At 49.7% G+C, this 25,367-nt stretch carries 20 protein-coding genes; 16 read left to right on the forward strand and 4 right to left on the reverse strand.

Features of this window, described 5'->3' with window-relative positions; genetic code table 11:
• Positions 1-63: 63 nt before the first annotated feature.
• The 4 genes from ubiI to gcvP all read left to right on the forward strand — a co-directional run bounded on the left by ubiI (position 64) and on the right by gcvP (position 6,403).
• Positions 64-1,269 carry an FAD-dependent 2-octaprenylphenol hydroxylase gene (gene ubiI, locus AB3Y96_RS03800; protein ID WP_072309049.1) on the forward strand — a complete coding sequence of 402 codons (1,206 nt, stop codon included), beginning with the start codon at positions 64-66 and terminating at the stop codon, positions 1,267-1,269.
• 521 nt (positions 1,270-1,790) lie between these two features.
• Entirely contained in the window at positions 1,791-2,888 is a 1,098-nt protein-coding gene (gene gcvT / locus AB3Y96_RS03805; protein WP_367298529.1) for a glycine cleavage system aminomethyltransferase GcvT, read from the forward strand.
• A gap of 91 nt (positions 2,889-2,979) precedes the next feature.
• Positions 2,980-3,366, forward strand: a complete 387-nt coding sequence (gene gcvH, locus AB3Y96_RS03810) for a glycine cleavage system protein GcvH (RefSeq protein ID WP_025799171.1) — start codon at positions 2,980-2,982, stop codon at positions 3,364-3,366.
• 154 nt (positions 3,367-3,520) lie between these two features.
• Positions 3,521-6,403 carry an aminomethyl-transferring glycine dehydrogenase gene (gene gcvP, locus AB3Y96_RS03815; RefSeq protein WP_367298530.1) on the forward strand — a complete coding sequence of 961 codons (2,883 nt, stop codon included), beginning with the start codon at positions 3,521-3,523 and terminating at the stop codon, positions 6,401-6,403.
• Between the two features lie 87 nt (positions 6,404-6,490).
• Here gcvP and AB3Y96_RS03820 read toward each other — a convergent pair whose 3' ends face one another.
• On the reverse strand, positions 6,491-7,363 hold the full coding sequence (locus tag AB3Y96_RS03820; protein WP_072309046.1) for a LysR family transcriptional regulator: 873 nt from the start codon (positions 7,361-7,363) through the stop codon (positions 6,491-6,493).
• A 104-nt stretch (positions 7,364-7,467) separates the two neighbouring features.
• Between AB3Y96_RS03820 and budA the strand changes: the two genes are divergently transcribed.
• The 3 genes from budA to AB3Y96_RS03835 all read left to right on the forward strand — a co-directional run bounded on the left by budA (position 7,468) and on the right by AB3Y96_RS03835 (position 11,884).
• On the forward strand, positions 7,468-8,250 hold the full coding sequence (gene budA / locus AB3Y96_RS03825; protein ID WP_072309045.1) for an acetolactate decarboxylase: 783 nt from the start codon (positions 7,468-7,470) through the stop codon (positions 8,248-8,250).
• 29 nt (positions 8,251-8,279) lie between these two features.
• Positions 8,280-9,956 (forward strand): acetolactate synthase AlsS, encoded by a 1,677-nt coding sequence (gene alsS / locus AB3Y96_RS03830; RefSeq protein ID WP_367298531.1) that lies wholly within the window; start codon positions 8,280-8,282, stop codon positions 9,954-9,956.
• 527 nt (positions 9,957-10,483) lie between these two features.
• Positions 10,484-11,884, forward strand: a complete 1,401-nt coding sequence (locus AB3Y96_RS03835; RefSeq protein WP_367298532.1) for an alanine/glycine:cation symporter family protein — start codon at positions 10,484-10,486, stop codon at positions 11,882-11,884.
• A 709-nt stretch (positions 11,885-12,593) separates the two neighbouring features.
• On the opposite strand, the gene AB3Y96_RS03840 is transcribed toward AB3Y96_RS03835, so the two are convergent.
• Positions 12,594-13,244 carry a hemolysin III family protein gene (locus tag AB3Y96_RS03840; RefSeq protein WP_072310346.1) on the reverse strand — a complete coding sequence of 217 codons (651 nt, stop codon included), beginning with the start codon at positions 13,242-13,244 and terminating at the stop codon, positions 12,594-12,596.
• 659 nt (positions 13,245-13,903) lie between these two features.
• On the opposite strand from AB3Y96_RS03840, the gene AB3Y96_RS03845 reads away from it, so the two are divergent.
• Positions 13,904-14,788: a nucleoside-specific channel-forming protein Tsx gene (locus tag AB3Y96_RS03845; protein WP_072310345.1), complete on the forward strand. Its 885-nt coding sequence runs from the start codon at positions 13,904-13,906 to the stop codon at positions 14,786-14,788.
• Positions 14,789-14,989: 201 nt separating this feature from the next.
• Positions 14,990-15,808 carry a shikimate 5-dehydrogenase gene (locus AB3Y96_RS03850; protein WP_072310344.1) on the forward strand — a complete coding sequence of 273 codons (819 nt, stop codon included), beginning with the start codon at positions 14,990-14,992 and terminating at the stop codon, positions 15,806-15,808.
• Positions 15,809-15,957: 149 nt separating this feature from the next.
• On the opposite strand, the gene ygfZ is transcribed toward AB3Y96_RS03850, so the two are convergent.
• Entirely contained in the window at positions 15,958-16,947 is a 990-nt protein-coding gene (ygfZ, locus tag AB3Y96_RS03855) for a tRNA-modifying protein YgfZ (protein ID WP_072310343.1), read from the reverse strand.
• Between the two features lie 376 nt (positions 16,948-17,323).
• On the opposite strand from ygfZ, the gene sdhE reads away from it, so the two are divergent.
• Together sdhE and AB3Y96_RS03865 are read left to right on the forward strand one after the other, a co-directional pair.
• Positions 17,324-17,590: an FAD assembly factor SdhE gene (gene sdhE, locus AB3Y96_RS03860; protein ID WP_072310342.1), complete on the forward strand. Its 267-nt coding sequence runs from the start codon at positions 17,324-17,326 to the stop codon at positions 17,588-17,590.
• On the forward strand, positions 17,571-17,984 hold the full coding sequence (locus AB3Y96_RS03865) for a protein YgfX (RefSeq protein WP_072310341.1): 414 nt from the start codon (positions 17,571-17,573) through the stop codon (positions 17,982-17,984). The genes sdhE and AB3Y96_RS03865 overlap by 20 nt, the downstream gene beginning before the upstream one ends.
• Before the next feature lie 70 nt (positions 17,985-18,054).
• Here the strand turns inward: AB3Y96_RS03865 and fldB are convergent, their stop codons facing one another.
• Positions 18,055-18,573, reverse strand: coding sequence for a flavodoxin FldB (gene fldB / locus AB3Y96_RS03870; protein ID WP_072310340.1), 519 nt, complete (start codon positions 18,571-18,573; stop codon positions 18,055-18,057).
• Positions 18,574-18,777: 204 nt separating this feature from the next.
• Between fldB and xerD the strand changes: the two genes are divergently transcribed.
• The 5 genes from xerD to lysS all read left to right on the forward strand — a co-directional run bounded on the left by xerD (position 18,778) and on the right by lysS (position 25,192).
• On the forward strand, positions 18,778-19,677 hold the full coding sequence (xerD, locus tag AB3Y96_RS03875) for a site-specific tyrosine recombinase XerD (RefSeq protein ID WP_043491009.1): 900 nt from the start codon (positions 18,778-18,780) through the stop codon (positions 19,675-19,677).
• Positions 19,678-19,704: 27 nt separating this feature from the next.
• Positions 19,705-20,421 (forward strand): bifunctional protein-disulfide isomerase/oxidoreductase DsbC, encoded by a 717-nt coding sequence (gene dsbC, locus AB3Y96_RS03880; protein ID WP_367298533.1) that lies wholly within the window; start codon positions 19,705-19,707, stop codon positions 20,419-20,421.
• A 5-nt stretch (positions 20,422-20,426) separates the two neighbouring features.
• Positions 20,427-22,160: a single-stranded-DNA-specific exonuclease RecJ gene (recJ, locus tag AB3Y96_RS03885; protein ID WP_367298534.1), complete on the forward strand. Its 1,734-nt coding sequence runs from the start codon at positions 20,427-20,429 to the stop codon at positions 22,158-22,160.
• Positions 22,161-22,566: 406 nt separating this feature from the next.
• A protein-coding gene (prfB, locus tag AB3Y96_RS03890) for a peptide chain release factor 2 (protein ID WP_096386376.1) occupies positions 22,567-23,665 on the forward strand; the annotation gives its coding sequence in 2 pieces (ribosomal slippage) (positions 22,567-22,641 and positions 22,643-23,665; 1,098 coding nt in all).
• A 9-nt stretch (positions 23,666-23,674) separates the two neighbouring features.
• Positions 23,675-25,192 (forward strand): lysine--tRNA ligase, encoded by a 1,518-nt coding sequence (lysS, locus tag AB3Y96_RS03895; RefSeq protein WP_040046179.1) that lies wholly within the window; start codon positions 23,675-23,677, stop codon positions 25,190-25,192.
• The last annotated feature ends 175 nt before the right edge of the window (positions 25,193-25,367 follow it).

Here is a 25,367-nt window from a genome sequence, read left to right on the forward strand (position 1 = left end):
CGCTGTTTAAGTTGCCTGAGTGATTGAAGGAATAGGATTCATTAACAGAAACAGAGAATCACAATGCAATCTTTTGATGTGGTTATTGCCGGTGGTGGCATGGTGGGGTTGGCAACGGCGGCAGCGCTTCAGGGCAGCGGGCTGCGCATTGCGGTGATTGAAAACCGTATCCCCGAGCACGCTGAGCTAACGCCTGAACCTGCGCTGCGTGTTTCTGCCATTAATGCTGCCAGCGAGCGTTTGCTACAGCATCTGGGCGTTTGGCAAGATATCCTCGCCCTGAGAGCGAGCGCCTATCAGGGCATGGAAGTTTGGGAAAGTGACAGCTTTGGGCGTATTGCGTTTCGTGCCCAAGAGTATGGGCATACCCACCTTGGCCATATCATTGAAAACCGTGTTATCCAACTGGCGCTGTGGAATAAAGTGAGCCGACAGTCTGAGGTCACAATGATTGCGCCAGCGACACTCCAACAGGTGGCGTGGGGCGAAAACGAAGCTTTCATCACGTTAGATAATGGGCAGATGCTTACGGCTCGTCTGGTGATTGGTGCCGATGGTGCGCATTCATGGTTGCGTCAGCATGCCGATATTCCGCTGACGTTTTGGGACTATGGGCACCATGCGTTGGTGGCTACCATTAAAACCGAACGGCCCCATGAAGGCTGCGCGCGTCAGATTTTCCGCCCAAACGGTATTTTGGCTTTCTTGCCGCTGGAAGATGCGCATTTATGCTCCATCGTGTGGTCCGTTTCCCCGGAAGAAGCTCAGCGCTTAGCCGCTTTGCCTGAGTGTGATTTCAACCGTGAATTGGCCGTTGCGTTTGATACGCGTCTTGGTCTGTGCGAAGTCGTCAGCGCTCGACAGTCACATCCTCTGGTTGGGCGCTATGCCCGCAGCTTTGCCGCGCACCGATTAGCGCTGGTGGGGGATGCGGCGCATACCATCCACCCATTGGCTGGGCAGGGTGTGAACCTTGGTTTTATGGACGCGGCTGAATTGGCCTCCGAGATCAAACGTCTACAGCGTCAGGGCAAAGATATTGGTCGCTATATGTACCTGCGCCGCTATGAGCGTACCCGTAAGCACAGCGCCGCGCTAATGCTGACGGCCATGCAAGGTTTCCGCCAGCTGTTCGACGGCGATAACCCAGCCAAGAAACTGCTGCGTGATGTCGGCATGGCGCTGGCTGATAACCTTCCAGGGCTAAAACCGCGTTTGGTTCGTCATGCCATGGGCTTAGCGGATTTGCCTGAAAGTTTGCAAAAATAGAGCCTGTAAATACAGACGTTGTAAAAATAGTGCTTCGCGGCTAGCTATGTATTTATGTTAGCCGCTCCCACCTTTTTGTTCTTTCTTGTTATCCCTCCCACCTGATTTGAAATATTCTAATGTTGCCGTCTGTTTTGAATTAGTTTTTCTCATGCATGGCAATTTAACATCCGCTATTTTCCCTAATGAAATTGCGATATACGTTATATAACTGCAATGCAGTTGCGGTGAAAATGTTAATAATGTGCCATTCGACGCAGTTTTGTAGATGAAACTTCTGCATTATCCCTTCTCTAAATTTCACTATCGATAAAGTCTGGTCTTATTTTAACTTATGGTTAATCGCTGATATCGGTGATAACGTCTGGGGTAGGGTATCGTTTGCGTAGCGATGTTTATTGGCGTTTAGCTTTAGGCTTCACATCAACATTTTTAGGCAAAAAGTATCTTATTAGCGCGCCCGGGACTCTATAGCGAATGGCTTGTACCGGATGACAAACGTTCAGGAAAAGAGGGTTAAGATGGCCAAACAGACTCCACTCTTCGATCAACACGTCGCCTGTGGCGCGCGTATGGTTGATTTTCACGGCTGGATGATGCCACTGCACTACGGTTCCCAGCTCGATGAGCACCACGCGGTGCGTCAAGATGCGGGCATGTTTGATGTCTCACACATGACCATCGTCGATCTTCGTGGGCCGCGTACGCGTGAGTTCCTGCGCTACCTCCTCGCGAACGATGTGGCAAAGCTAACGGTACCGGGCAAGGCGCTCTATACCGGCATGTTGAACGCCTCCGCGGGCGTTATCGATGACCTGATCGTTTATTTCCTTGAAGAAGAATATTTCCGCTTGGTGGTTAACTCCGCCACGCGAGAAAAAGATTTGGCGTGGATCACCGAGCATGCCGAGCCTTATCACGTTGAAATCACCGTGCGCGACGATCTGGCGCTGATTGCGGTGCAAGGCCCGCAGGCACAAGAACGCGCTGCGACGCTGTTCACTGATGCACAAAAACAAGCGATTAGCGGCATGAAACCGTTCTTCGGCGTACAGGCCGGCGACTACTTTATTGCGACAACGGGCTACACCGGCGAAAACGGCTATGAAATTGCTTTGCCAATCGGCGAAGCGGCGGAGTTCTGGCAGAAGCTGGTGAAAGCGGGCGTTAAGCCGTGTGGTTTGGGCGCGCGTGACACTCTGCGTTTAGAAGCTGGCATGAATTTATATGGACAGGAAATGGACGAAGGCGTTTCGCCGTTAGCCGCCAATATGGGCTGGACCATTGCTTGGACGCCAGAAGATCGTGATTTTATTGGCCGTGAAGCGCTAGAACAGCAGCGTGAGAACGGTACCGAAAAGTTGGTTGGTTTGGTGATGACCGAAAAAGGCGTGCTGCGTAATGAGCTGCCGGTGCGTTTTACTGATGCCAACGGAAATCTTCAAGAAGGTGTGATCACCAGTGGTTCCTTCTCACCAACTTTAGGTGTCAGTATTGCATTGGCCCGCGTACCTGCAAGCATTGGCGAAGAAGCTATCGTGCAGATCCGTAACCGTGAAATGCCAGTACGTGTCCTTAAACCCGGTTTTGTGCGCAACGGTAAAAGCCTGATTAATTAGGTTCCTACGCGCTGACCGCACTCAAATTGGCTACGCCAATTGAATCAGACTTATAAAGTAAAATTTAACAAACATTTAAGAGAGGATGTCGATGAGCAACGTGCCTACTGAATTGAAATATACCGCATCTCACGAATGGGTTCGCGCAGAAGGCGAAGGAGTGTATAGCGTTGGTATCACCGAGCATGCGCAGGAACTGCTGGGCGATATGGTCTTTATCGATCTGCCAGAAGTCGGCACATCTTTCGATGCGGGCGATGACTGCGCTGTTGCCGAGTCTGTGAAAGCGGCTTCCGATATCTATGCCCCAATCAGCGGCGAAATCGTTGCCATCAACGATGAACTAGAAGGTGCGCCAGAGCTGGTCAACAGCGCTCCGTACTCCGAAGGCTGGCTGTTCCGCATCAAAGCATCAGACGAAGCGCAAATTGCTGGGTTGCTGGATGCCGCAGCCTACGAATCTTCTATCGAAGATTAAAGCCTGCGTTGTGAACGGTGTTGGGCGTAACCGCGCTTGATCGTGCTTCATACTTTCTCCCCGTGTTCTTAGCGGGGAGAAAGTGAGTTCGTGCCGCATTTATTTGTGTCAAATCAGCATTTCTTCTGTATGTACATTTAGGAATCAGTCACTCATGACCCAGACTCTCAGCCAGCTCGAAAACAGCGAATCCTTTATCGCTCGCCATATCGGTCCGTCTGCCCAGCAGCAACAGCAAATGCTGGAAACCGTTGGCGCACGCTCTTTGCATGAACTGATCGAGCAGATCGTTCCTTCCGATATTCAGTTACCTACTCCGCCTGCGGTCGGTGATGCCGTAACGGAACATCAGGCGTTGGCTGAGCTGAAAGCAATTGCGGGTCAGAATCAGCGCTACAAATCTTTCATTGGTATGGGGTACCACGGCGTACTGATGCCACCGGTTATTCAGCGCAATATGCTGGAAAACCCAGGCTGGTATACCGCTTATACGCCGTATCAGCCGGAAGTTTCTCAAGGTCGCCTTGAGGCGTTGCTGAACTTCCAGCAACTGACGCAGGATCTCACCGGTCTTGAATTAGCTTCGGCGTCCTTACTGGATGAAGCCACCGCCGCAGCGGAAGCCATGGCGTTGGCGAAGCGTGCTAGCAAGCTGAAAGATGCGAATCGTTTCTTTGTGGCTGCCGATGTTCATCCGCAAACGCTAGACGTGGTGCGTACCCGAGCTGAAACCTTCGGCTTTGATGTGATCGTTGATGATGCAGATAAAGTGCTCGATCATCAGGATGTGTTTGGCGTATTGCTGCAACAGGTGGGGACCTACGGCGAGCTGCACGACTACACCGATCTGATGAATGAGCTGAAAAGCCGCAAGGTGATTACCTGTATTGCCGCCGATCCTATGGCTCTGGTGCTGCTGGCCGCGCCGGGCAAATTGGGTGCTGACGTTGTGTTTGGTTCTGCGCAACGTTTTGGCGTACCGATGGGCTACGGTGGTCCGCATGCGGCATTCTTTGGCTGCCGTGATGAGTTTAAGCGCTCCATGCCAGGGCGTATTATTGGGGTTTCTCGCGATGCCGCAGGGAATACCGCACTGCGCATGGCGATGCAAACGCGTGAGCAACACATCCGCCGTGAGAAAGCGAACTCCAATATCTGTACTTCTCAAGTCTTGCTGGCGAATATTGCCAGCCTGTATGCGGTCTATCATGGCCCCGTCGGCCTGAAACGCATTGCCGATCGCATTCATCGTTTGACCGATATCTTGGCAGCGGGCCTGAAGCAAAAAGATGTCACCGTTCGCAACCACAGCTGGTTTGACACCCTCACGGTAACCGTGAAAGACAAGGCCGAAGTATTGGCGCGTGCGCTGGGCTTTGGTTTTAACCTGCGTAGCGACATTCCGGGCGCAGTGGGGATTTCTTTAGATGAGGCGACCAGCCGCGAAGACGTTGAAGCGCTGTTTGCCATTCTGCTGGGTGATAACCACGGATTGGATATCGATACCCTAGATGCTCTGGTTGCTGAAGACAGCGCTGGCAGCATTCCTGCCCACATGCTGCGTACCGACCCGATTCTGACGCATCCCGTGTTTAACCGCTATCACAGCGAAACCGAGATGATGCGCTATATGCATCGCTTGGAGCGCAAAGATTTGGCGCTGAATCAGGCTATGATCCCACTGGGATCTTGCACCATGAAGCTGAATGCTGCTGCGGAAATGATCCCAATCACGTGGCCTGAATTTGCTGAATTACATCCGTTCTGCCCACCAGAGCAGGCGATGGGCTATCAGATGATGATATCCCAGCTGTCGCAATGGCTGGTTCAGCTAACCGGTTATGACGCCGTTTGTATGCAGCCAAACTCTGGTGCGCAAGGTGAATACGCGGGTTTGCTGGCCATTCGTCGCTACCACGAAAGCCGCAACGACGCTGCGCGCCATATTTGCTTAATTCCAAGCTCTGCGCATGGTACTAACCCTGCCTCGGCGCAGATGGCAGGTATGAGCGTGGTAGTGGTGGCCTGTGATGACTCCGGTAATATCGATCTGCACGATCTGCGCGCTAAAGCTGAGCAGGCGGGCGATGAACTTTCCTGCATCATGGTGACCTACCCGTCAACGCACGGCGTGTATGAAGAAACAATCCGCGAAGTGTGCCAGATCGTGCACCAGTTCGGCGGTCAGGTTTACCTCGACGGTGCGAACATGAATGCGCAGGTTGGGATTACTACGCCGGGCTATATTGGCGCCGATGTATCTCACCTGAACTTACATAAAACGTTCTGTATCCCGCACGGCGGCGGCGGACCGGGTATGGGCCCAATCGGTGTGAAATCGCATTTGGCTCCGTTTGTACCGGGGCATACCGTGGTGCAAATTGATGGTTTAACCACGCAAAAAGGCGCGGTTTCTGCGGCACCGTTTGGTAGTGCATCGATTTTGCCGATTAGCTGGATGTACATCCGTATGATGGGTGCTGAAGGGCTGAAGAAAGCCAGCCAGACCGCGATCCTAAATGCCAACTACATCGCAACACGCTTGAAAGCGGCGTATCCGATTCTGTACGCAGGCCGTGATGGTCGCGTAGCGCATGAATGTATTTTGGATATTCGTCCGCTGAAAGAGCAAACCGGCATTAGTGAAATGGATATTGCTAAACGTTTGATCGACTTTGGCTTCCATGCGCCAACTATGTCGTTCCCGGTTGCGGGCACGTTGATGGTTGAGCCAACGGAATCTGAAAGCAAAGCTGAGTTGGATCGCTTTATCGATGCGATGCTGGCGATCCGTGCTGAAATTGAACGCGTGAGCAGCGGCGAATGGACGCTGGCGGATAACCCGCTGGTGAATGCGCCACACATTCAGGCTGAACTGGTTAATCACTGGGAGCACGCATATTCTCGCGAACTGGCCGTATTCCCAACGGAATCAACGCGTGAGAATAAATACTGGCCAACCGTAAAACGTCTGGATGATGTTTACGGCGACCGTAATTTATTCTGTTCTTGTGTGCCGATCTCTGAATACGAATAGCGCTTAGACTGTTCAATAAAAACCGCCCTGATGCTTAAAGTTGCTTCAGGGCGGTTTTTTTATGGATGTTTATGATGGAAGTGAACGTTACAGCAAATTGAGTAAGTGCAAAATAATATGGCTGCTGTCGCCGCGGCGCCACGCAATGGCAATATCACTGGTCAGCTGTGTGTCTTTCAGTTTCAAACACACCACGTTTTTCTCGTCAATCTTGCTTAATGAGTCAGGCACGATGGCCATGCCAAAACCTCCGCCTACCATGCTGATCGCCGAGGTCAACTGAGGCGATTGCTGGCCTAAATTGGGCGAAAATCCGGCGATTTCACAGGCATGGATCGTTTGGTCGTAAAGGCTGGGCGCCACCTCGCGTGGAAAAGTGATTAGAGATTCATCTTTGAGATCGATCAGGGAAACTGAGCCGTTATGGCTAAGCGGGTGTTGGCGAGGGAGTGCCACCATCATCTCTTCGGTGTCGATGACCCGACACATAAAGTCTTTACTGCGCTCGCACGGCAGGCGAATAAACGCGAAATCAATATTTCCCTCTTCTAACGCATTCATCAAGCCGGACATCTCTTTCTCCTGCGGCTGAAGATGCATCATCGGGTAGTTTTCTCTAAAGCTGTGTAGCAGAGAAAAAACCGCAGGGTTGAACGCCGTAGAGCAGGCGAAACCGATGTTGACAGTTCCACTAATGCCTCGGGCGACGTTGCGTGCTCGCTCAAGCGCTGCATCGGTGAGTTTGATGATTTCACAGGCATCTTTGTAGAGCGTTTTACCCGTTTCGGTTAGCTCAATTCCGCGCGTTAAACGCTTAATCAGTGGGGCGCCAACCTCATGTTCAAGTCTTTGAATTTGCTGGCTGAGAGGGGGCTGCGAGATCCCTAACTGTTCTGCTGCACGCGTAAAGTGACCTGTTTGAGCCACCGCGACGAAATAGCGTAAATGGCGTAGTTCCATATCAAAAACGTCTCAAAGTGAACACAACATCATATTGGAACTCATTGCTGAAAGGAGTCAACCTTTAGTTAATAACGCTAATAATTGAATAACTGGATCACCTCATGAAATCACATCCTTCTGACTGCACATGCGTGGCAGACATCGCAAAAACGGCTATGCAGCTGCAACGTGCACATCCAGAACGCGTCATTTATCAAACTTCTCTAATGAGTGCGCTATTAAGCGGGGTTTACGAAGGGGAGACGACGATGGCCGATTTGCTCCAGCATGGCGACTTTGGCTTAGGCACTTTTAACCATCTTGATGGCGAAATGATCGCGTTTAACCGCAATATTTTCCAGCTACGTGGTGACGGCAGCGCTCGTCGCGCCAAGCCAGAACAGAAAACGCCTTTTGCGGTGATGACCTTTTTTCAACCGACTGAAGAATACCGCATCAATCGTTTGCATAGCCGCGATGAGATCCATCAGGTTATCGACAAAATGCTCACCAGCCAAAACGCCTTCTGTGCGCTACGCATTGACGGGGTATTCCGTAACGTAGAAACGCGCACCGTGCCGGAACAGCACCGCCCCTATAAACCGATGCAGGAGGCCATTGAGGCTCAGCCGACATACCACATAGAACATCGCGAAGGGGTGTTGATTGGTTTTCTGACACCTAACTACATGCAAGGTATCAACGTTGCTGGGTATCACGAACACTTCATCACCGCTGAACGCGACTGCGGTGGACATATTCTTGATTATCAGGTGGAGAGCGGCGTTTTGACCTTTGGTTCTATCGATAAATTGCTGATCGATTTCCCTCATGATGATGATTTTATGCAGGCCGATTTGTGCCCTGCAAATTTAGATACGGCGATTCGTTCCGTTGAAAGTTAAGCCTTTTTGGCTGCGAGGAGTGTGGTTCCATGAAAAAGTCTGATAGCAATAAAGCATGGCAGTGCGGGGCGGATCTGATCGTCGCTCAGTTAGAAGCTCAGGGGGTTAAACACGTATTTGGTATCCCCGGAGCGAAAATTGATAGGGTGTTTAACTCGTTGGTTGATTCCAGCATTGAGACGATTGCCGTTCGTCATGAAGCCAATGCGGCATTTATGGCGGGAGCGGTTGGGCGCTTAACCGGCAAAGCCGGTGTGGCCCTAGTGACATCCGGGCCAGGCTGCTCCAATTTAATCACCGGCGTAGCGACGGCGACCTCAGAAGGCGATCCTTTGGTTGCGCTGGGCGGGGCGGTGAAGCGCGCCGATCATCTCAAACAGGTGCATCAGACGATGGATACCGTGACGATGTTCCGTCCGGTAACCAAATATTCCGCTGAGGTGACTTCGGCGTCGGCATTATCTGAAGTGATGGCTAACGGCTTTCGTGCCGCCGAGTTTGGCCGTCCCGGAGCCAGTTTTATCAGCTTGCCGATGGATATTCTCAATGAGCCGGTCAACAGCAGGGTGTTAACAACACAGCATCCTACTCTGGGCGCGGCTCCTTTTGAAAGTATCGTACAGGTGGCTCGCCGGCTGGAAAAAGCGAAAAACCCGGTGATTTTACTTGGCCTGATGGCAAGTCAGCCGCGCAACGCTGATGCTATTCGTCGCCTATTGCATAAAAGCGGGCTGCCGGTAACCAGCACCTATCAAGCGGCTGGGGTTATCGATCAGGCTCATTTCCATCGTTTTGCTGGGCGCGTAGGGCTGTTTAATAATCAGGCGGGCGACCGCTTACTGCGTAACGCTGATTTGGTGATAACGATTGGTTACAGCCCGATTGAATACGAGCCAGCGCAGTGGAACAACGATGATGCCGACTTGGTTCATATCGACATTATGCCTGCCGAAACCGATAGCGATTATCAGCCGGATATTGAGCTGGTGGGGGATATCGCAGAGACGCTAGATTTGCTGTCTGAACATATTCACACCGCGCTTGATTTAAGCAGCGACGCGGTGGCTATTTTGGAAGAGCGCCGTCAGCAGCGCGATCTTTTAGCACAGAAAGGAAGAAGCTTAACCCAGTTTGCCATTCATCCACTGCGCTTGGTGAGAGCTATGCAGGACATTGTGAATAGCGATGTGACGCTGTGCGTCGATATGGGGAGCTTCCATATTTGGATCGCCCGCTATCTATACAGCTTCCGTGCGCGTCAGGTGCTGATTTCAAACGGGCAGCAGACGATGGGGGTTGCGTTACCGTGGGCGATTGGTACTGCGCTGGTCGATCCTAGCCGTAAAGTGGTCTCGGTTTCCGGCGATGGCGGTTTTATGCAGTCCAGCATGGAGTTGGAAACGGCGGTACGATTAGGTGTGAACCTGTTGCATATCATATGGGTAGATGAAGAATACAATATGGTTGCGATCCAAGAAGACAAAAAATACCACCGCACGTCGGGGGTGAAATTTGGCCCAATCGACTTTAAAGCCTACGCGGAAGCGTTTGGTGCCAAGGGATTTGCCGTTACGTCTTCAGAAACATTGGAAAGCACATTGCGTGCAGCGATGGACGTACAGGGCCCAGCGGTTGTTGCCGTGCCGGTAGATTACAGCGATAACGCGCTGTTGATGAGCCAACTGAACATGAGCGAGCTGTTTTAATTTTTATTATTGTGATTTCACCTACCCCGAAGGTTGTCTGACATAACATCTCTTCGGTTTCGGCCTCATCGTTTGCTTGATGAGGCTTTTTTTATTTATCGCGTTCAGGAATATCTTTAAGCCTTACTTTTTTTCATTAATTTTGGGTGAGATTTTCTAATGACAAAACCCAATAACTACAATTAAAGCTTGGCTGGGTGATAATGTAAAAAGTGATAAATATTAAATAATTACATTGTTATTTCATCCTATTACTTACGCTAATCATCATTTTTACTCATGTTACTGATGGTCGGTTTCTGGACAAGTCTGGCGACAAAAGTGTGATAGAGTTCTCACCGTGAAATGTTCCCCTTTTTAAGACGAGATCAGCGGGGCCTATCTGGCCTTATTTGTTGATACATCTGCATTTTTCATTATGGCAACCCACCTTGGTGCTTTTACAGGCTACGGGTGAACTATTGGCTTAAAACAACAACCATGACGTGTGACCACACACGCACTGGCATAAAAACAGGTAAGGCATTATGGAATTCATTACTCAGTTAGTTAATCAGGTTAACAGTCTGCTTTGGGATGAACTGCTGATTTTCCTCCTGTGTGGTACAGGTATTTACTACACGCTGCGTTTGGGTTTCATTCAGATCCGTCATTTTGGATCTGGTTTTAAAGCGCTGTTCGGCGGTATTTCTCTGTCGGGCGCGAAGGCTGATAAGCAGGGCATGAGTTCATTTCAGGCGGTTGCAACGGCTATTGCTGGTCAGGTCGGTACCGGCAATCTGGCGGGCCCCGCCACGGCAATTGTGGCGGGTGGCCCCGGTGCGATTTTCTGGATGTGGGTTTCCTCGTTTCTGGGAATGGCGACGATTTACGCGGAAGCGATGTTGGCGCAAAAATTCAGATCAAAAGATAAAAACGGCCAAGTGGTCGGCGGCCCTGCGTATTACATTGAGAAGGGGCTGAACTGCAAATGGCTGGCCTGTATTTTCTCCGTGTTGGTGATTATTGCGCTGGGCTTTATCGGCAATATGGTGCAGTCCAACTCTATTGCGGCGGCGTTTAATAGTTCTCTGGGCGTGCCGGGTTGGGTGATCGGTATTGTATTGGCGGTGATCACCGGCGTGGTGATTATGGGCGGGATCAGCAGCATCGCCTCATTCACCGAGAAAGTAGTGCCGATTAAAGCCGTGTTTTATCTGTTGGGAACCTTGGTTATTTTGGTGCACAACGCCCACTATATTTTACCGGCGTTTAAATCGATTTTTGTGGCGGCATTTAATCCAACGGCGGTGTTGGGCGGTGGTGCAGGGATTGCGATTCAGCAGGCAATGCGTTTTGGTATCGCTCGCGGTCTGTTTTCCAACGAAGCAGGGATGGGCTCAACGCCGCATGCTCACGCGGTGGCTAAGGTTGAGCGTCCAGAACAACAGGGCTATATCGCGATGATGGGCGTGTTTGTGGTGTGCGTTATCGTCACACTAACCGCATTGGCGATTATCACATCGGGTATGAGCATGTGGGAACTGGGTGGTAAAACCCAGACCAACTTCCTTGGTGTATTCACCGGGCAAGGCATTGCGGTGACTCAGCAAGCGTACACCTATGTTTATGGCTATTTTGGCAGCCTGTTTATTTCGGTTTCGCTATTCTTCTTTGCTTTCTCAACGATTGTTGGCTGGTACTACTATGGTGAAATGAATATTCGTTATCTATTCAATTCCCAACGTGCGGTACGTGCCTATCAACTGGTGGTGATTGCCTTCATCTTTATTGCCTCGTTCTTCAAAGTCGAGCTGGTGTGGAATATGGCGGATATGTTCAACGGACTGATGGTATTGCCAAACCTCGTGGCGTTGATTTTGCTGTCGCCGATAGTGATTAAGATGAGCAAGTACGTGGGTGGGAAGGTAGTGGAGAATAAGGTTTAAACGTGGTGGATGTTGTGTCCGCTTTTAGGCAATGAATTTTACCTTTGTATTGTGTGAACGTCCTTTAGGTATGGTGCATATTACGTCCGCCCAAAATATTGAGGCCTACATACGCATCGTGTAGGCGTCCGTGTTAGGGGGCCAATCGCCGCCCCCTAACAACCCGGCTTGGCACCGTTCTTCAGCCTGCTTCGCAGGTTCCCTCATCTCGTCATTCCGGCTTTAACGGAACGAGCGACAATCGGCATCCATGCCTCCGTCGCTCTTTTGCCGACGTCCAGTCGGCAAATCCTAGCTTGCATTCCTCTATTCGGCTGAAGAACAACGTGCCGGAAAAGGTCAACCCCAAAAGACAAAAGACAAAAACTCTATCTATTTTTTAGTTTAAGTCTTGGGAGAAAGAGCAACGCTAACAGGATGTTAGCGTTAGGGGAGGAGGCGCCAAGGATGGCGCATGCCGACCCGGCGCGGAGATGGCGTCTCGGATAAGAGCGCGCGGGTGTTGGGTGCGCGCGCTGGCGCACCCGACTCGGACGCCTTCACTCATGCAGCATATAACCACCGGAGTGGATAGGCGGTCGAAACCTTACACCATATCGCACAGAGAATAGGCGGTCGAAACCTTACACCATATCGCACAGAGAATAGGCGGTCGAAACCTTACACCATATCGCACAGAGAATAGGCGAACAAAACCTGCCCATTCGATCTACACATACAAATAAATCGCAAAAAAATGACAGGCGCATCCGCCCAATACAAACGCATGCCAGATCGCGTGGTTGTATGGAATTCGTTTACTGACGTAGAAAATAACGCCAAGTGTATAAACAATCCCACCCACGGCCAGTAGCGTTACGCCCCCCCATGCCAGTTTGGTTGCCAACTGATAGATAACAATTAATGACAGCCACCCCATCGTGAGGTAGGTGATAAGTGAAAGCACTTCAAAACGATGGGCAAACGCGAGTTTGAACAAAATACCAAACAGCGCAATACCCCAGATAACTCCCATCAGCCACTTGGCTAGGGTGGAATCTAATCCGACGAGCAGGAATGGGGTGTAGGTACCAGCTATCAATAAATAAATGGCGCAGTGGTCAAACACCTTTAGCCAACGTTTAATGTGTTGATGCGAAATGGCGTGATAGAGCGTGGATGCAAGAAACAGCAAAATCATGCTGCCGCCGTAAAGGCTATAGCTGGCGATTGCTGTGGCATCGGCGCCGGTGCCAATGGCTTGTACCAACAATAATACGAGGCCGACGATCCCCAGAATAAAACCAATTCCGTGGCTGATGCTGTTGGCAACTTCCTCTGCCAGTGAATATCCCTGCTGAACAATGTTTGCCTTTGCCATAGTGCGGCACTACCTCTGTTGAACAATGGAAATCATGCTGTGGCTTAAAACTAGAGCTAGGTTATCTGAGAATTATTCCAGTGTACACGTGTAAGCTCAAATATAATTGCGCTAATTACGACACGAATGACTTTATTTTTGTTTATCAGATAATTATATGGTTTTAATTCGAATAAATTGGTTTTGTTGATATTTGTTTATCAACTTATTTGTCATGATTTTCACAAAAATGTGAATGGTTTATTAGCATTCAAACATTTATCGCCTGCGACATTGTAACAGCGGCAAAGTTTCGTCAATTTTTTCCTTTGGTAAGTTGCGCAAATTTTTGTTCAGACACAAAAACCGCGAGCGTTTATCATCTAATGCCAGATGGCATAAGCCTTTCAGGGCAATTTGTATAACAACAGTTCGGTTTTAAATTTGATTATTGCTGCAAAGATTGTAGAATCCCTCCGAATTTTTTCATCGCAAACGTGAACGCAATCGATTACGTATTTAAGAATGTATTCAGAGATCACAGATTTTTGTGAGCAATAATTTCTATAATACGCACGGCCAGAAAGGTGGGTTGTTGATCAATTGATGGCTATTTGTGGTGATGTTTACATGGGTCTTTTCCCTGGCAGGGAATTTTGCTTAAGGTAAGTAGCAATATTATGAAAAAAATAATTTTAGCTGCAGGCACCGTGCTTGCACTTTCAAGCAGCGTTACCGCTGTAGCAGCAGACAACAACAGCGAATATCTTTCTGACTGGTGGCATCAAAGCGTTAACGTGGTGGGGAGCGCTCATACGCGCTTTGGACCACAGCTGAGAGACGATACTTACCTTGAGTATGAAGCTTTTGCTAAGAAAGATTGGTTCGACTTTTACGGTTATGTGGATGCGCCAATGTTCTTCGGCGGCGACAGCACCTCTCGCGGTATCTGGAACCACGGTTCTCCATTGTTCATGGAAATTGAACCGCGCTTCTCTATTGATAAGCTGACCGGCACCGATTTGAGCTTCGGCCCGTTCAAAGAGTGGTATTTCGCGAATAACTATATCTACGATATGGGTCGTAACAGCGATAGCCGTCAGAGCACATGGTATATGGGTCTGGGTACCGACATTGATACCGGCTTGCCAATGAGCCTGTCGATGAACGTGTATGCAAAATACCAGTGGCAGAACTACGATGCAGCTAACGAAAACGAATGGGACGGTTACCGTTTCAAAGTTAAATACTTCGTGCCAATCACCGAAGTATTGGGCGGTAAGTTGAGCTACATCGGCTTCACCAACTTCGACTGGGGTTCTGACTTAGGTAAAGATTCTGGCCACAGCGACCTGAATGGCCAGCGTATTCGTAGCAGCAACTCTATCGCTTCTAGCCACATTCTGGCCCTGAATTATGATCACTGGCACTACTCCTTCGTTGCGCGTTATTTCCATAACGGTGGACAATGGCAGGATGGTACTGAGCTGAACTTCGGCAAAGGTAACTTTGACGTGAAATCTACCGGCTGGGGTTACTACCTAGTTGCGGGTTACAACTTCTAAGTTCCACCGAGTTGATGCCTATACGAAAGGAGCCTAAGGGCTCCTTTTTTGCATTTTGGCTCAGTCTGAGAGCAGATTAAAAGAGGAACTTTTAGCAAGAAACTCAGCCATTTTCACCCTATCGGTTTTAGTCCATGATAGTGACAAATGCAGGTATCAGTCTGCGGCTTTTCTGGATTCATTTTTTGGCGAAGAGGTTCTATGACTAAACATCTCAACAAAGATACTCAGGTATGCATGTCGCTGGCGGCGCGTCCGAGCAACTTCGGCACACGTTTTCATAATTATCTTTATGATGCGCTCGATCTGGACTATCTCTACAAAGCTTTTACGACCAAAGATATCAAAGCGGCAATTGGTGGTGTGCGTGCGCTGGGGATCCGTGGCTGCGCGATCTCGATGCCGTTTAAAGAGGATGTTATCCCGCTGGTGGATGAGATGGATGCATCTGCTAAAGCCATTGATTCAGTTAACACCATTGTGAATACCGATGGCTATCTCAAAGCGTATAACACCGACTATTTAGCGATTGCCCAGCTTTTGGCACAGTATGCCGTTTCCCCTGAGCAAGTATTTGCTCTACGTGGCAGCGGTGGAATGGCGAAGGCCGTGGCCTGTGCGTTAAAAGACGCAGGCTTTAAGCAAGGCTATATTGTGGCGAAGAATGAAAAAACCGGGCAGCAACTGGCCTCTCTATATGGTTATGAGTGGCGGCCAGATATGCAGGGCGTGGAAGCCGATGTGTTGATCAACGCAACGCCTATCGGCATGAGCGGGGGTGCCGATGCTGATACGCTGGCGTTTAGCGAAGGTGAGATCGACCGTGCGAAGGTAATTTTTGATGTTGTGGCGTTGCCATCTGAAACGCCGATGATCCGTTATGCCAAGACTCAGGGGAAAACGGTGATTAGCGGCGCTGAAGTTTTTGCTATTCAGGCCGTTGAGCAGTTTGTGTTGTATACCGGTATTCGCCCCGATCATGAGCTATTTTTGGCTGCGGCGAAATATGCGCGCGGGTGAAATTGGGGTAAGTGCTTTTAGTTTGACAGACCCCCTCCCAGCCTCCCCCTTTGCAGGGGGAGGAGCATATCGAGTGCGAAATTAATACCGAGAACCGTTCGGCCCCCTCCCCTGCGAAGGGCTGGGGTGGGGTCAAGCAATGAGATGAATTACCCTTCCACCAACGAATATGGCAGCGGTTGAATCGTAAGCATTCCACCTTCATCGTCACGAACTCGCAGTACGCTATCGGCTTCTAAATCGTTATTGAGCACGACCTGAACGTTGAGACTGCCGTCGTTAAGCTGAACGGCGGCTAATACCGTTCCAGTACGTCGCCAGTTTTCGCCTAACTTGAGCTCTAAATCTTCACCTGCTTGTGGCACGCGGCTAGCGGAACCCTGCAGCCAATAAAGCGCACGTTTGTTGGCACCGCGATATTTAGCACGAGCTACCATCTCTTGGCCGGTGTAGCAGCCTTTTTTAAAGCAGATGCCGTTCAGCGCCTGAAGATTCGTGGCCTGAGGGATAAACTGGCCGCTATTGGCGACGTCAATAACAGGCAGGCCCGCTTCGATATCAAGCTCAATCCACTGTTGACCGTCGTTAAACTGCGCGCTGCCACGCAGTTTATCTGTGAGCATTTCAGCGGTGGATAAAGAGGTTATCAGCAGATAGCGCGCTTCTGGCTGAGATAAATAGAGCAGCGTGGTGTCTTCATGCGTCATCGCCGGTGTGTTGGCATCAGGCAACTGCGGGAAATAGGCTGCAAGCGCAGCGTCGGCTTTCAAGCCGGCAACGCCGAGGATCACGGCGTCATTGTCTGCGCTGATAGTGAGCTTGGAAAACACCGCATATTTTTTTAATTCGGTGATTTGATTTTCTGCCACGCTGCGGCGTATCAGATAAGAGAAGCCTTCTGCTCGGTGGAATAAACGCAGGTCACTCCACATTTTCCCCTTCGCGTCACAATGCCCGCAGAGGGTGTGTTCATGCTCAGTGAGTGCTGCAACGTCTACGGTTAGCTGGCCCTGCAAATATTTGCTAGCGTCAGGCCCCGTCACGTTTACCAACTGCCAATCGTTGAGCAACATTATCGTTAAGGGCAGGTGGTTAGAAGCTACCGGTTGGCGTGGCGCGAAAAGAGAGTTCAAAGTCATGATGGTTCCCTACAATGCAGTCCCGAAATGGAATCTAACCATGTTAAGAGAGGCGGGTAGGATTGCAAATGGAAATATCGTGCAGTTGGGATAAATGCTCACGCACAGAGGTAAATATGTGGGACTAAAGCGGCAAAGAGGGAGGAGAATTCCGAGTTTTTCTATAAACCTTATATTTGCCGAGGTTTAAGGCACTGTCTGGTACATAATGCGCTAATAAATATGTCAGTTTGTGAACCTATTTTCTAAATCTTCGTTGGATTCGCGCTAAAATGGAGCCGCGTATCTCGTCTCGACTGGGAACCCAGTGAGTTACGGGGTGTCTTACGAGATTATCTTATAAGAATAAGGTTAACTGATCAGGAGTGAGTAAATCATGGATATAGGAAATAAATCACGCATTCATTGGGCTTGCCGCCGCGGTATGCGTGAGTTGGATATCTCCATTATGCCGTTTTTCGAACATGAGTATGATTCGCTGAGCGATACAGATAAACAGGCATTTGTACGCTTACTTGAGTGCGACGATCCCGATCTTTTCAATTGGCTTATGAACCACGGTTCACCCAAGGATCCTGAATTAGCGCATATGGTTAAACTTATTCAAACGCGAAACAAAGATCGTGGACCAATGGCGTTGTGATGTACGGGTGTCATGGCGAACGCAACTATTGATGTTGGTTACGCATGGCATTCTGATTTTGTTAATTTTGCTAGCACCCTGGCCGGAAAACTATAGTTTTTATTGGCTAGTGTTGCTGACTTTAGTGGTGTTTGAATGTATCCGCAGTCAAAAGCAGATCGCTAAGATTCAGGGAGAGTTTAGCTTTCTGGAGGATAATCATATTCAATGGCAACACAATGAGTGGGAGTTATGTAAGACGCCTTGGATCAGTGATTTTGGCGCATTGCTACCCTTGAAAAGTGTGAAAAATCAGGGAAAGAAAAAGCGTTTATGGATTGCGGCAGACAGTTTGACGCCAGAAGCATGGTGCCATTTGCGCCGAACTTTGATGCAAACGCACCAGAGTGATTAGTGAATAATGCCCGAGATTTCCATCGGGCATTTTTGTTTCTCTATATGCAATGTGTGCAATAAGCATCGCGTTACAGTAATTCAGCGATCTCCAGCATGATCTGCTCGCACCATTGTTCTAGGCGCTTGTCACTTAAATCGTATTGATTCGCTTCGTCGAGAGCCAAACCAACGAACAGTTTGCCATCGTCAATCACAGGTTTAGGACTGGTAAACTCATAGCCCTCTGTTGGCCAATAGCCGACAAACTGCACGCCTAGCGGCAGTAAACGGTCGTGAAGCATACCAAGGGCATCGAGGAACCATTCGCCATAACCAAGTTGATCGCCCATGCCATACATGGCGATAATTTTATTGTGTAGATTCAAGGTTGGCAGTGCATCCCAGACGGCTTCCCAGTCTTCTTGAATTTCACCAAAGTCCCAGGTTGGAATGCCGAGGATCAAAATGTCGTAATCCTCCATGCGCTGGATGGGGATATCTTTGATGTTATGTAAATCGACTAACTCGGCGCCGAGAATATCGCGAATTTTTTCAGCCGCCATTTCGGTATAGCAAGTGCTGGAGCCGTAAAAAAGACCTATCTTCATAGTAATACCTAAAAACATTCGAGCTGCGACTAGGCGGCAATCAGGGTGAAAGAAGGTAGCCAACGCTGCGGTAATGTAAAGAGCACGGGGGCGTTGCTGCCGTCGGGTTACAAATACATAACAGCAGAGTGTATCAGATTTGAATCCGTGTCAGGCATAATGCACACTAAACCTTGGTTTGAGCCTTTATCAACGGAGTCGCCGGTGCACGAGCAAGATCAGGCACTGATAGAACAATTTTTAGATGCGCTGTGGTTAGAACGTAACTTAGCCGAAAATACGCTGGCCTCTTATCGTCTGGATTTACGGTCGCTGGCTGAATGGCTGGCGCATCATCATTCTGATTTATTACAGGCTCAGGTTTCTGACCTGCAAAGTTTCTTAGCTGAACGCGTTGATGGCGGCTATAAAGCAACCAGCTCTGCTCGTTTACTTAGCGCCATGCGTCGTTTGTTTCAGTATTTTTATCGTGAAAAAATGCGCAGCGACGATCCGACGACGTTATTATCGTCGCCAAAGCTACCGCAGCGGTTGCCTAAAGATCTCACCGAGGAGCAGGTTGATACGTTGCTGCAAACACCAAGCGTTGAGAACCCGATAGAATTGCGGGATAAGGCGATGCTCGAAGTGCTTTATGCCACCGGACTACGCGTTTCTGAACTGGTGGGGCTGACGCAGGCCGATGTCAGTTTGCGTCAGGGCGTGGTGCGCGTTATCGGTAAAGGTAATAAAGAACGACTGGTTCCGCTGGGGGAAGAGGCGGTTTACTGGATTGAGTATTATCTGGAATATGGTCGGCCATGGCTGCTGAATGGACAAACGATAGACGTGTTGTTCCCCAGTAATCGTGCCCAGCAGATGACGCGCCAAACGTTTTGGCATCGAATTAAACACTATGCGGTACTGGCAGGAATCGATAGTTCTCGCTTATCACCGCATGTGCTCAGACACGCTTTTGCCACTCATTTACTGAACCATGGGGCGGATTTGCGTGTCGTACAAATGTTGTTAGGACATAGCGATCTGTCCACAACCCAAATTTATACGCATGTAGCTACTGAACGACTTAAACAGCTACATCAACAGCATCATCCCCGTGCGTAAGGCGCAGGGAAATACAAGGATTACGCAATGAAGAAAGGTTTAATTTGGCTGTCTTTGCTGGCGGCTTCAGTCACTGGCGCAGCACATGCAGGTGATGCTGAAATCCAGCAGTCGCTGAAAACATTGGGCGTACAGAAAGCCGAGATTCAGCCTTCTCCGGTTGCTGGCTTGCAAACGGTATTTACCGACAACGGCGTGCTTTACGTGACCAGCGATGGTAAGCACATTCTGCAAGGGCCGATGTATGACGTCAGCGGCGCGGTGCCGGTTAACGTGACTAATCAGATTCTGGTTGGCCGTTTGCAAAAGCTGGTGCCTGAAATGATTGTCTACAAAGCACCAAAAGAAAAACATGTGATCACGGTCTTTACCGACATCACCTGCGGCTACTGCCACAAACTACATTCGCAGATGAAAGAGTATAACGATCTGGGTATCACCGTTCGTTATCTGGCATTCCCGCGTCAGGGCTTAAGCTCTCAGGCGGAAAAGGATATGCAGTCAATCTGGTGCATGGCCGATCGTCGTAAGGCGTTCGATGCGGCATTGAGCGGTGAGGCCACTCAGCCAGCAACTTGTAATGTTGATATCAAAAAACACTATGAGCTCGGCGTGCAGTTTGGCGTGCAGGGAACTCCTGCCATTGTGCTTAACGACGGCACCGTGATCCCTGGTTATCAGGGGCCGAAAGAGATGTTGGCGATGTTGGATGCGCAGGCAGCCATGAGCAAGGCTAAAGGTTAATTGGTTTGATCGTATCAACACAGCTCCGCCGCCGAGAGGCGGTGGAAAATCATGAACTTCCTGACGATCTCCATCCGCTATTGCGCCGTGTCTATGCCAACCGTGGCATTGTTAGCATGCAAGAGCTGGAGCGTGGGGTAAAAGGTTTACTCTCATACCAGACGCTATCGGGTATCGATCGCGCGGTAGAGCTTCTCCATCAGGCACTGTCTGAGCATCAGCGCATTGTTATCGTTGGCGACTTTGATGCCGATGGTGCAACCAGTACCGCGCTTTCTATGTTGGCACTGCGCAGCATGGGGGCGGCAAACGTTCAGTATCTGGTACCGAACCGCTTTGAAGATGGCTACGGGCTAAGCCCTGAAGTGGTTGAGCAGGCTGCTGCCATGGGTGCAGAGCTGATCATGACCGTTGATAACGGTATATCGTCTCACGCAGGTGTTGATAATGCGCATGCACGCGGGATTAAAGTACTGGTTACCGATCACCATCTGCCGGGCGAAACCTTGCCCGCCGCTGATGCCATGGTTAACCCGAACCTCAACGACTGTGATTTTCCGTCGAAGTCATTAGCCGGCGTTGGTGTGGCGTTCTATTTGATGTTAGCGCTACGCAAGCATCTGAATGAGCACGGCTGGTTTGAACAACACGGGATCGCCGCGCCGAATCTGGCTGATTTACTTGATTTAGTCGCATTAGGCACGGTGGCAGACGTTGTCGCGCTGGATGCCAACAATCGAATTTTGGTGCATCAGGGGCTTAACCGTATCCGCGCGGGAAAATGTCGTGTCGGGATCCGTGCGTTGTTAGAAATTGCCAATCGTGATGCCCGTCAGCTAGTGGCAAGTGATTTAGGTTTTGCGCTTGGTCCACGGCTTAACGCTGCCGGGCGCTTGGACAACATGTCGGTTGGCGTTGAGCTACTGCTCTGCGACGAGATGCCTAAAGCGCGCGAGCTTGCCAGCGATCTGGATAGTTTGAACGTGACGCGCCGTGAGATAGAGCAGGGCATGCAGGTTGAGGCATTACAGATTTGCAGCGAGCTGGAACGTACCACGGTTGAAATGCCGTACGGTTTGGCACTGTATCATCCAGAATGGCACCAAGGCGTGGTGGGTATTCTCGCTTCCCGCATCAAAGAGCGTTTTTACCGTCCGGTGATTGCTTTTGCTCCGGCGGGCGATGGCATTCTGAAAGGCTCAGGTCGTTCAATTCACGGTTTGCACATGCGCGATGCGCTGGAGCGCATTGATTCGCAGAACCCCGGTTTGATCATGAAGTTTGGCGGCCATGCAATGGCGGCTGGGCTATCTCTAGAAGAATCGCGCTTTGATGAATTCCGCCAGCGCTTTGCTGAACTGGTGGGTGAATGGCTGGATGCGTCTCAGCTTGAAGGCGTGATCTGGTCTGACGGTGAACTGGCGATGGACGAACTTTCGCTGCCAACCGCAGAGTTATTGCGTGATGCGGGACCATGGGGGCAGGCGTTCCCCGATCCTACCTTCGACGGCAAGTTTAAAATCTTGCAGCAGAAGCTGGTGGGTGAACGTCATCTGAAGCTGATGCTCGAGCCCGTGGGTGGCGGCCCGCTGCTAGATGGTATCGCTTTTAACGTGGATACCACGCTGTGGCCAGATCCGAGCGTACGTGAAGTGGAGCTGGCATTTAAGCTGGACATTAACGAATATCGTGGCAACCGCAGTGTACAGCTGATGATCCAGCACCTTTGGCCACGCTGACGCACTCGAACAAAAATCCATGTAATGTATGAGGGGTAGCACAAGCTGCCCCTTTTTGTTCTCGTTATACTGCTCAGATGATTAAGTGTAGTGAGACGCCGCTCTTTTATAAGAAGAAGTAATAACAGCGAGCCTGCAATAAGCCATACATTTTAATCGCATCGTTCCTCGCCGGAAATTGCAGCAATAGAGCTTGAAAATCGCGGAATGACTGCCATTTATAGGTGTGAGTTGCTATATTCTGTAAGGACATTTTGATAGAGTCGAAAGCTAGGCGTAAGCAGTTTTTTAGTTCATTACGCTGCCTTAACGCTATTTTTATCGTCTCTTTATGACGGTTTAGGAATTCCTTTAGAGGAATGACATGGTTCCGTCGCTGAACACTTAACGAAAGATATAAGAAAATATGTTTGAAATTAATCCGGTAAAAAGCCGTATCCAGGACCTGTCTGACCGGACAGAAGTTCTGAGGGGGTATCTTTGACTATGATGCCAAGAAAGAACGGCTAGAAGAAGTTAACGCCGAGCTCGAGCAGCCCGACGTATGGAATGAGCCAGAACGCGCACAGGCGCTGGGCAAAGAACGTTCCTCGTTAGAAGAAATCGTTAATACCATCAATCAAATGACTCAGGGTCTGGATGATGTATCCGGATTGCTGGAGCTAGCTATCGAAGCTGACGACGAAGAGACCTTCAATGAGGCCGTCGTTGAGCTGGATCAGTTAGACGCCAAACTGGCTCAGTTAGAATTCCGTCGTATGTTCTCTGGTGAGTACGACAGCGCTGATTGTTATATCGACATTCAGGCAGGTTCTGGCGGGACAGAAGCACAGGACTGGGCAAGCATGTTGCTGCGTATGTTCCTGCGCTGGGCGGAAGCCAAAGGTTTCAAAACCGAAATTATTGAAGAATCAGACGGCGAAGTAGCCGGTCTGAAATCGGCGACCGTGAAAATCTCCGGTGAATATGCTTACGGCTGGCTGCGTACTGAAACTGGCGTTCATCGCCTAGTACGTAAAAGCCCGTTTGACTCTGGTGGTCGTCGTCATACGTCATTTAGCTCTGCGTTTGTGTACCCAGAAGTGGATGACGATATTGATATCGAGATCAATCCAGCCGATTTGCGTATTGACGTATACCGCGCCTCTGGTGCCGGTGGTCAGCACGTTAACCGTACGGAATCCGCAGTACGTATTACCCATATTCCGACCAACATTGTGACCCAGTGTCAGAATGACCGTTCTCAGCATAAGAACAAAGATCAGGCAATGCGTCAGCTGAAAGCTAAGCTGTACGAATACGAAATGCAGAAGAAAAATGCTGAGAAACAAGTGATGGAAGACAACAAGTCTGACATCGGTTGGGGGAGTCAGATCCGTTCTTATGTACTGGATGACTCTCGCATTAAGGATTTACGTACTGGCGTTGAAACGCGTAATACACAGGCCGTGTTAGATGGCGACCTGGATAGATTCATTGAGGCAAGCTTGAAAGCCGGGTTATGAGGAAACAATATGTCTGAACAACAATCACAAGGTGCCGATCAGGCTCTTGATCTTAACAACGAAATGCAGTCTCGCCGTGAAAAATTGGCCGCGCTGCGCAAGGAAGGGATCGCATTCCCTAACGATTTCCGCCGTGATGCTACTTCGGACAAGTTGCATAGCCTGTACGACGAAAAGGATAAAGCAGAACTCGAAGATCTGAACATCGAGGTTTCTGTTGCTGGTCGTATGATGACCCGCCGTATCATGGGTAAAGCTTCCTTTGTTACTCTGCAGGATATGGGTGGTCGCATCCAGCTGTATGTGGCACGTGACGATCTGCCTGAAGGCCTGTACAACGACCAGTTCAAAAAATGGGACTTGGGTGACATCATTGGTGCGCGCGGTAAAGTATTCCGCACTCAGACGGGTGAACTGTCTATCCATTGTACCGAGATTCGTCTGCTGACTAAGGCACTGCGCCCGCTGCCAGACAAATTCCATGGTCTGTCCGATCAGGAAACTCGCTATCGTCAGCGTTATCTTGATCTGATCGCTAACGAAGAGTCTCGCGAGACTTTCCGTATTCGTTCTAAAACTCTGGCTGCTATCCGTAGCTTTATGGTGAACAAAGGCTTCATGGAAGTGGAAACTCCTATGATGCAAGTGATCCCTGGCGGTGCGTCTGCACGTCCATTCATCACTCACCACAATGCGCTGGATATCGATATGTATCTGCGTATCGCGCCAGAACTGTACCTGAAACGTCTGGTTGTGGGTGGCTTCGAACGCGTATTCGAAATCAACCGTAACTTCCGTAACGAAGGCGTTTCTCCGCGTCATAACCCAGAGTTCACCATGATGGAACTCTATATGGCTTACGCGGATTACAAAGACCTGATCGTTCTGACCGAAGATCTGTTCCGTACTCTGACTCAGGAAGTTCTGGGCAGCAGCATTGTTCAGTACGGCGACCAGACTTTCGACTTCGGCAAACCTTTCATCAAAATGACCATGAAAGAGTCCATCAACCACTATCGTCCAGATATTAAAATGGAAGATTTGGATGACTTGGACAAAGCGATCAAAATCGCTGAATCTCTGGGCATTAAGATCGAGAAGAGCTGGGGCCTAGGCCGTATTCAGTGTGAAATCTTTGACGAAACCGCAGAGAAAAACCTGATTCAGCCAACCTTCATCACCGAATATCCAGCAGAAGTTTCTCCGCTGGCTCGTCGTAACGATGATAACCCGTTCATCACTGACCGCTTCGAGTTCTTCATCGGCGGCCGTGAAATCGGTAACGGCTTCTCCGAGCTTAACGATGCGGAAGATCAGGCTGAACGCTTCCAGGATCAGGTTCGCGCGAAAGACGAAGGTGATGACGAAGCGATGTTCTACGATGAAGACTATGTGACTTCTCTGGAACACGGTCTGCCACCAACCGCAGGTCTGGGTATTGGTATCGACCGTATGATGATGCTGTTCACCAACAGCCACACCATCCGTGACGTGATCCTGTTCCCTGCAATGCGTCCAGTCAAATAAGTTTGTAAGCGGTAGCTAGCCTGCCGCATACAAAATAAAAATCCCCACGTTTTTTAAAACCGTGGGGATTTTTTTTAAGAAGTGATTTCCTAAATTGTGATCGCCCAAAGGTCTAACCGCTTAATTATTCGTCACTTAGTGTTTTAATCTGCTTGATGGCGTGACAGAAGGGACT

Origin of the sequence: Hafnia alvei (genome assembly GCF_964063325.1) — a bacterium.
Lineage (GTDB): Bacteria > Pseudomonadota > Gammaproteobacteria > Enterobacterales > Enterobacteriaceae > Hafnia > Hafnia alvei_B.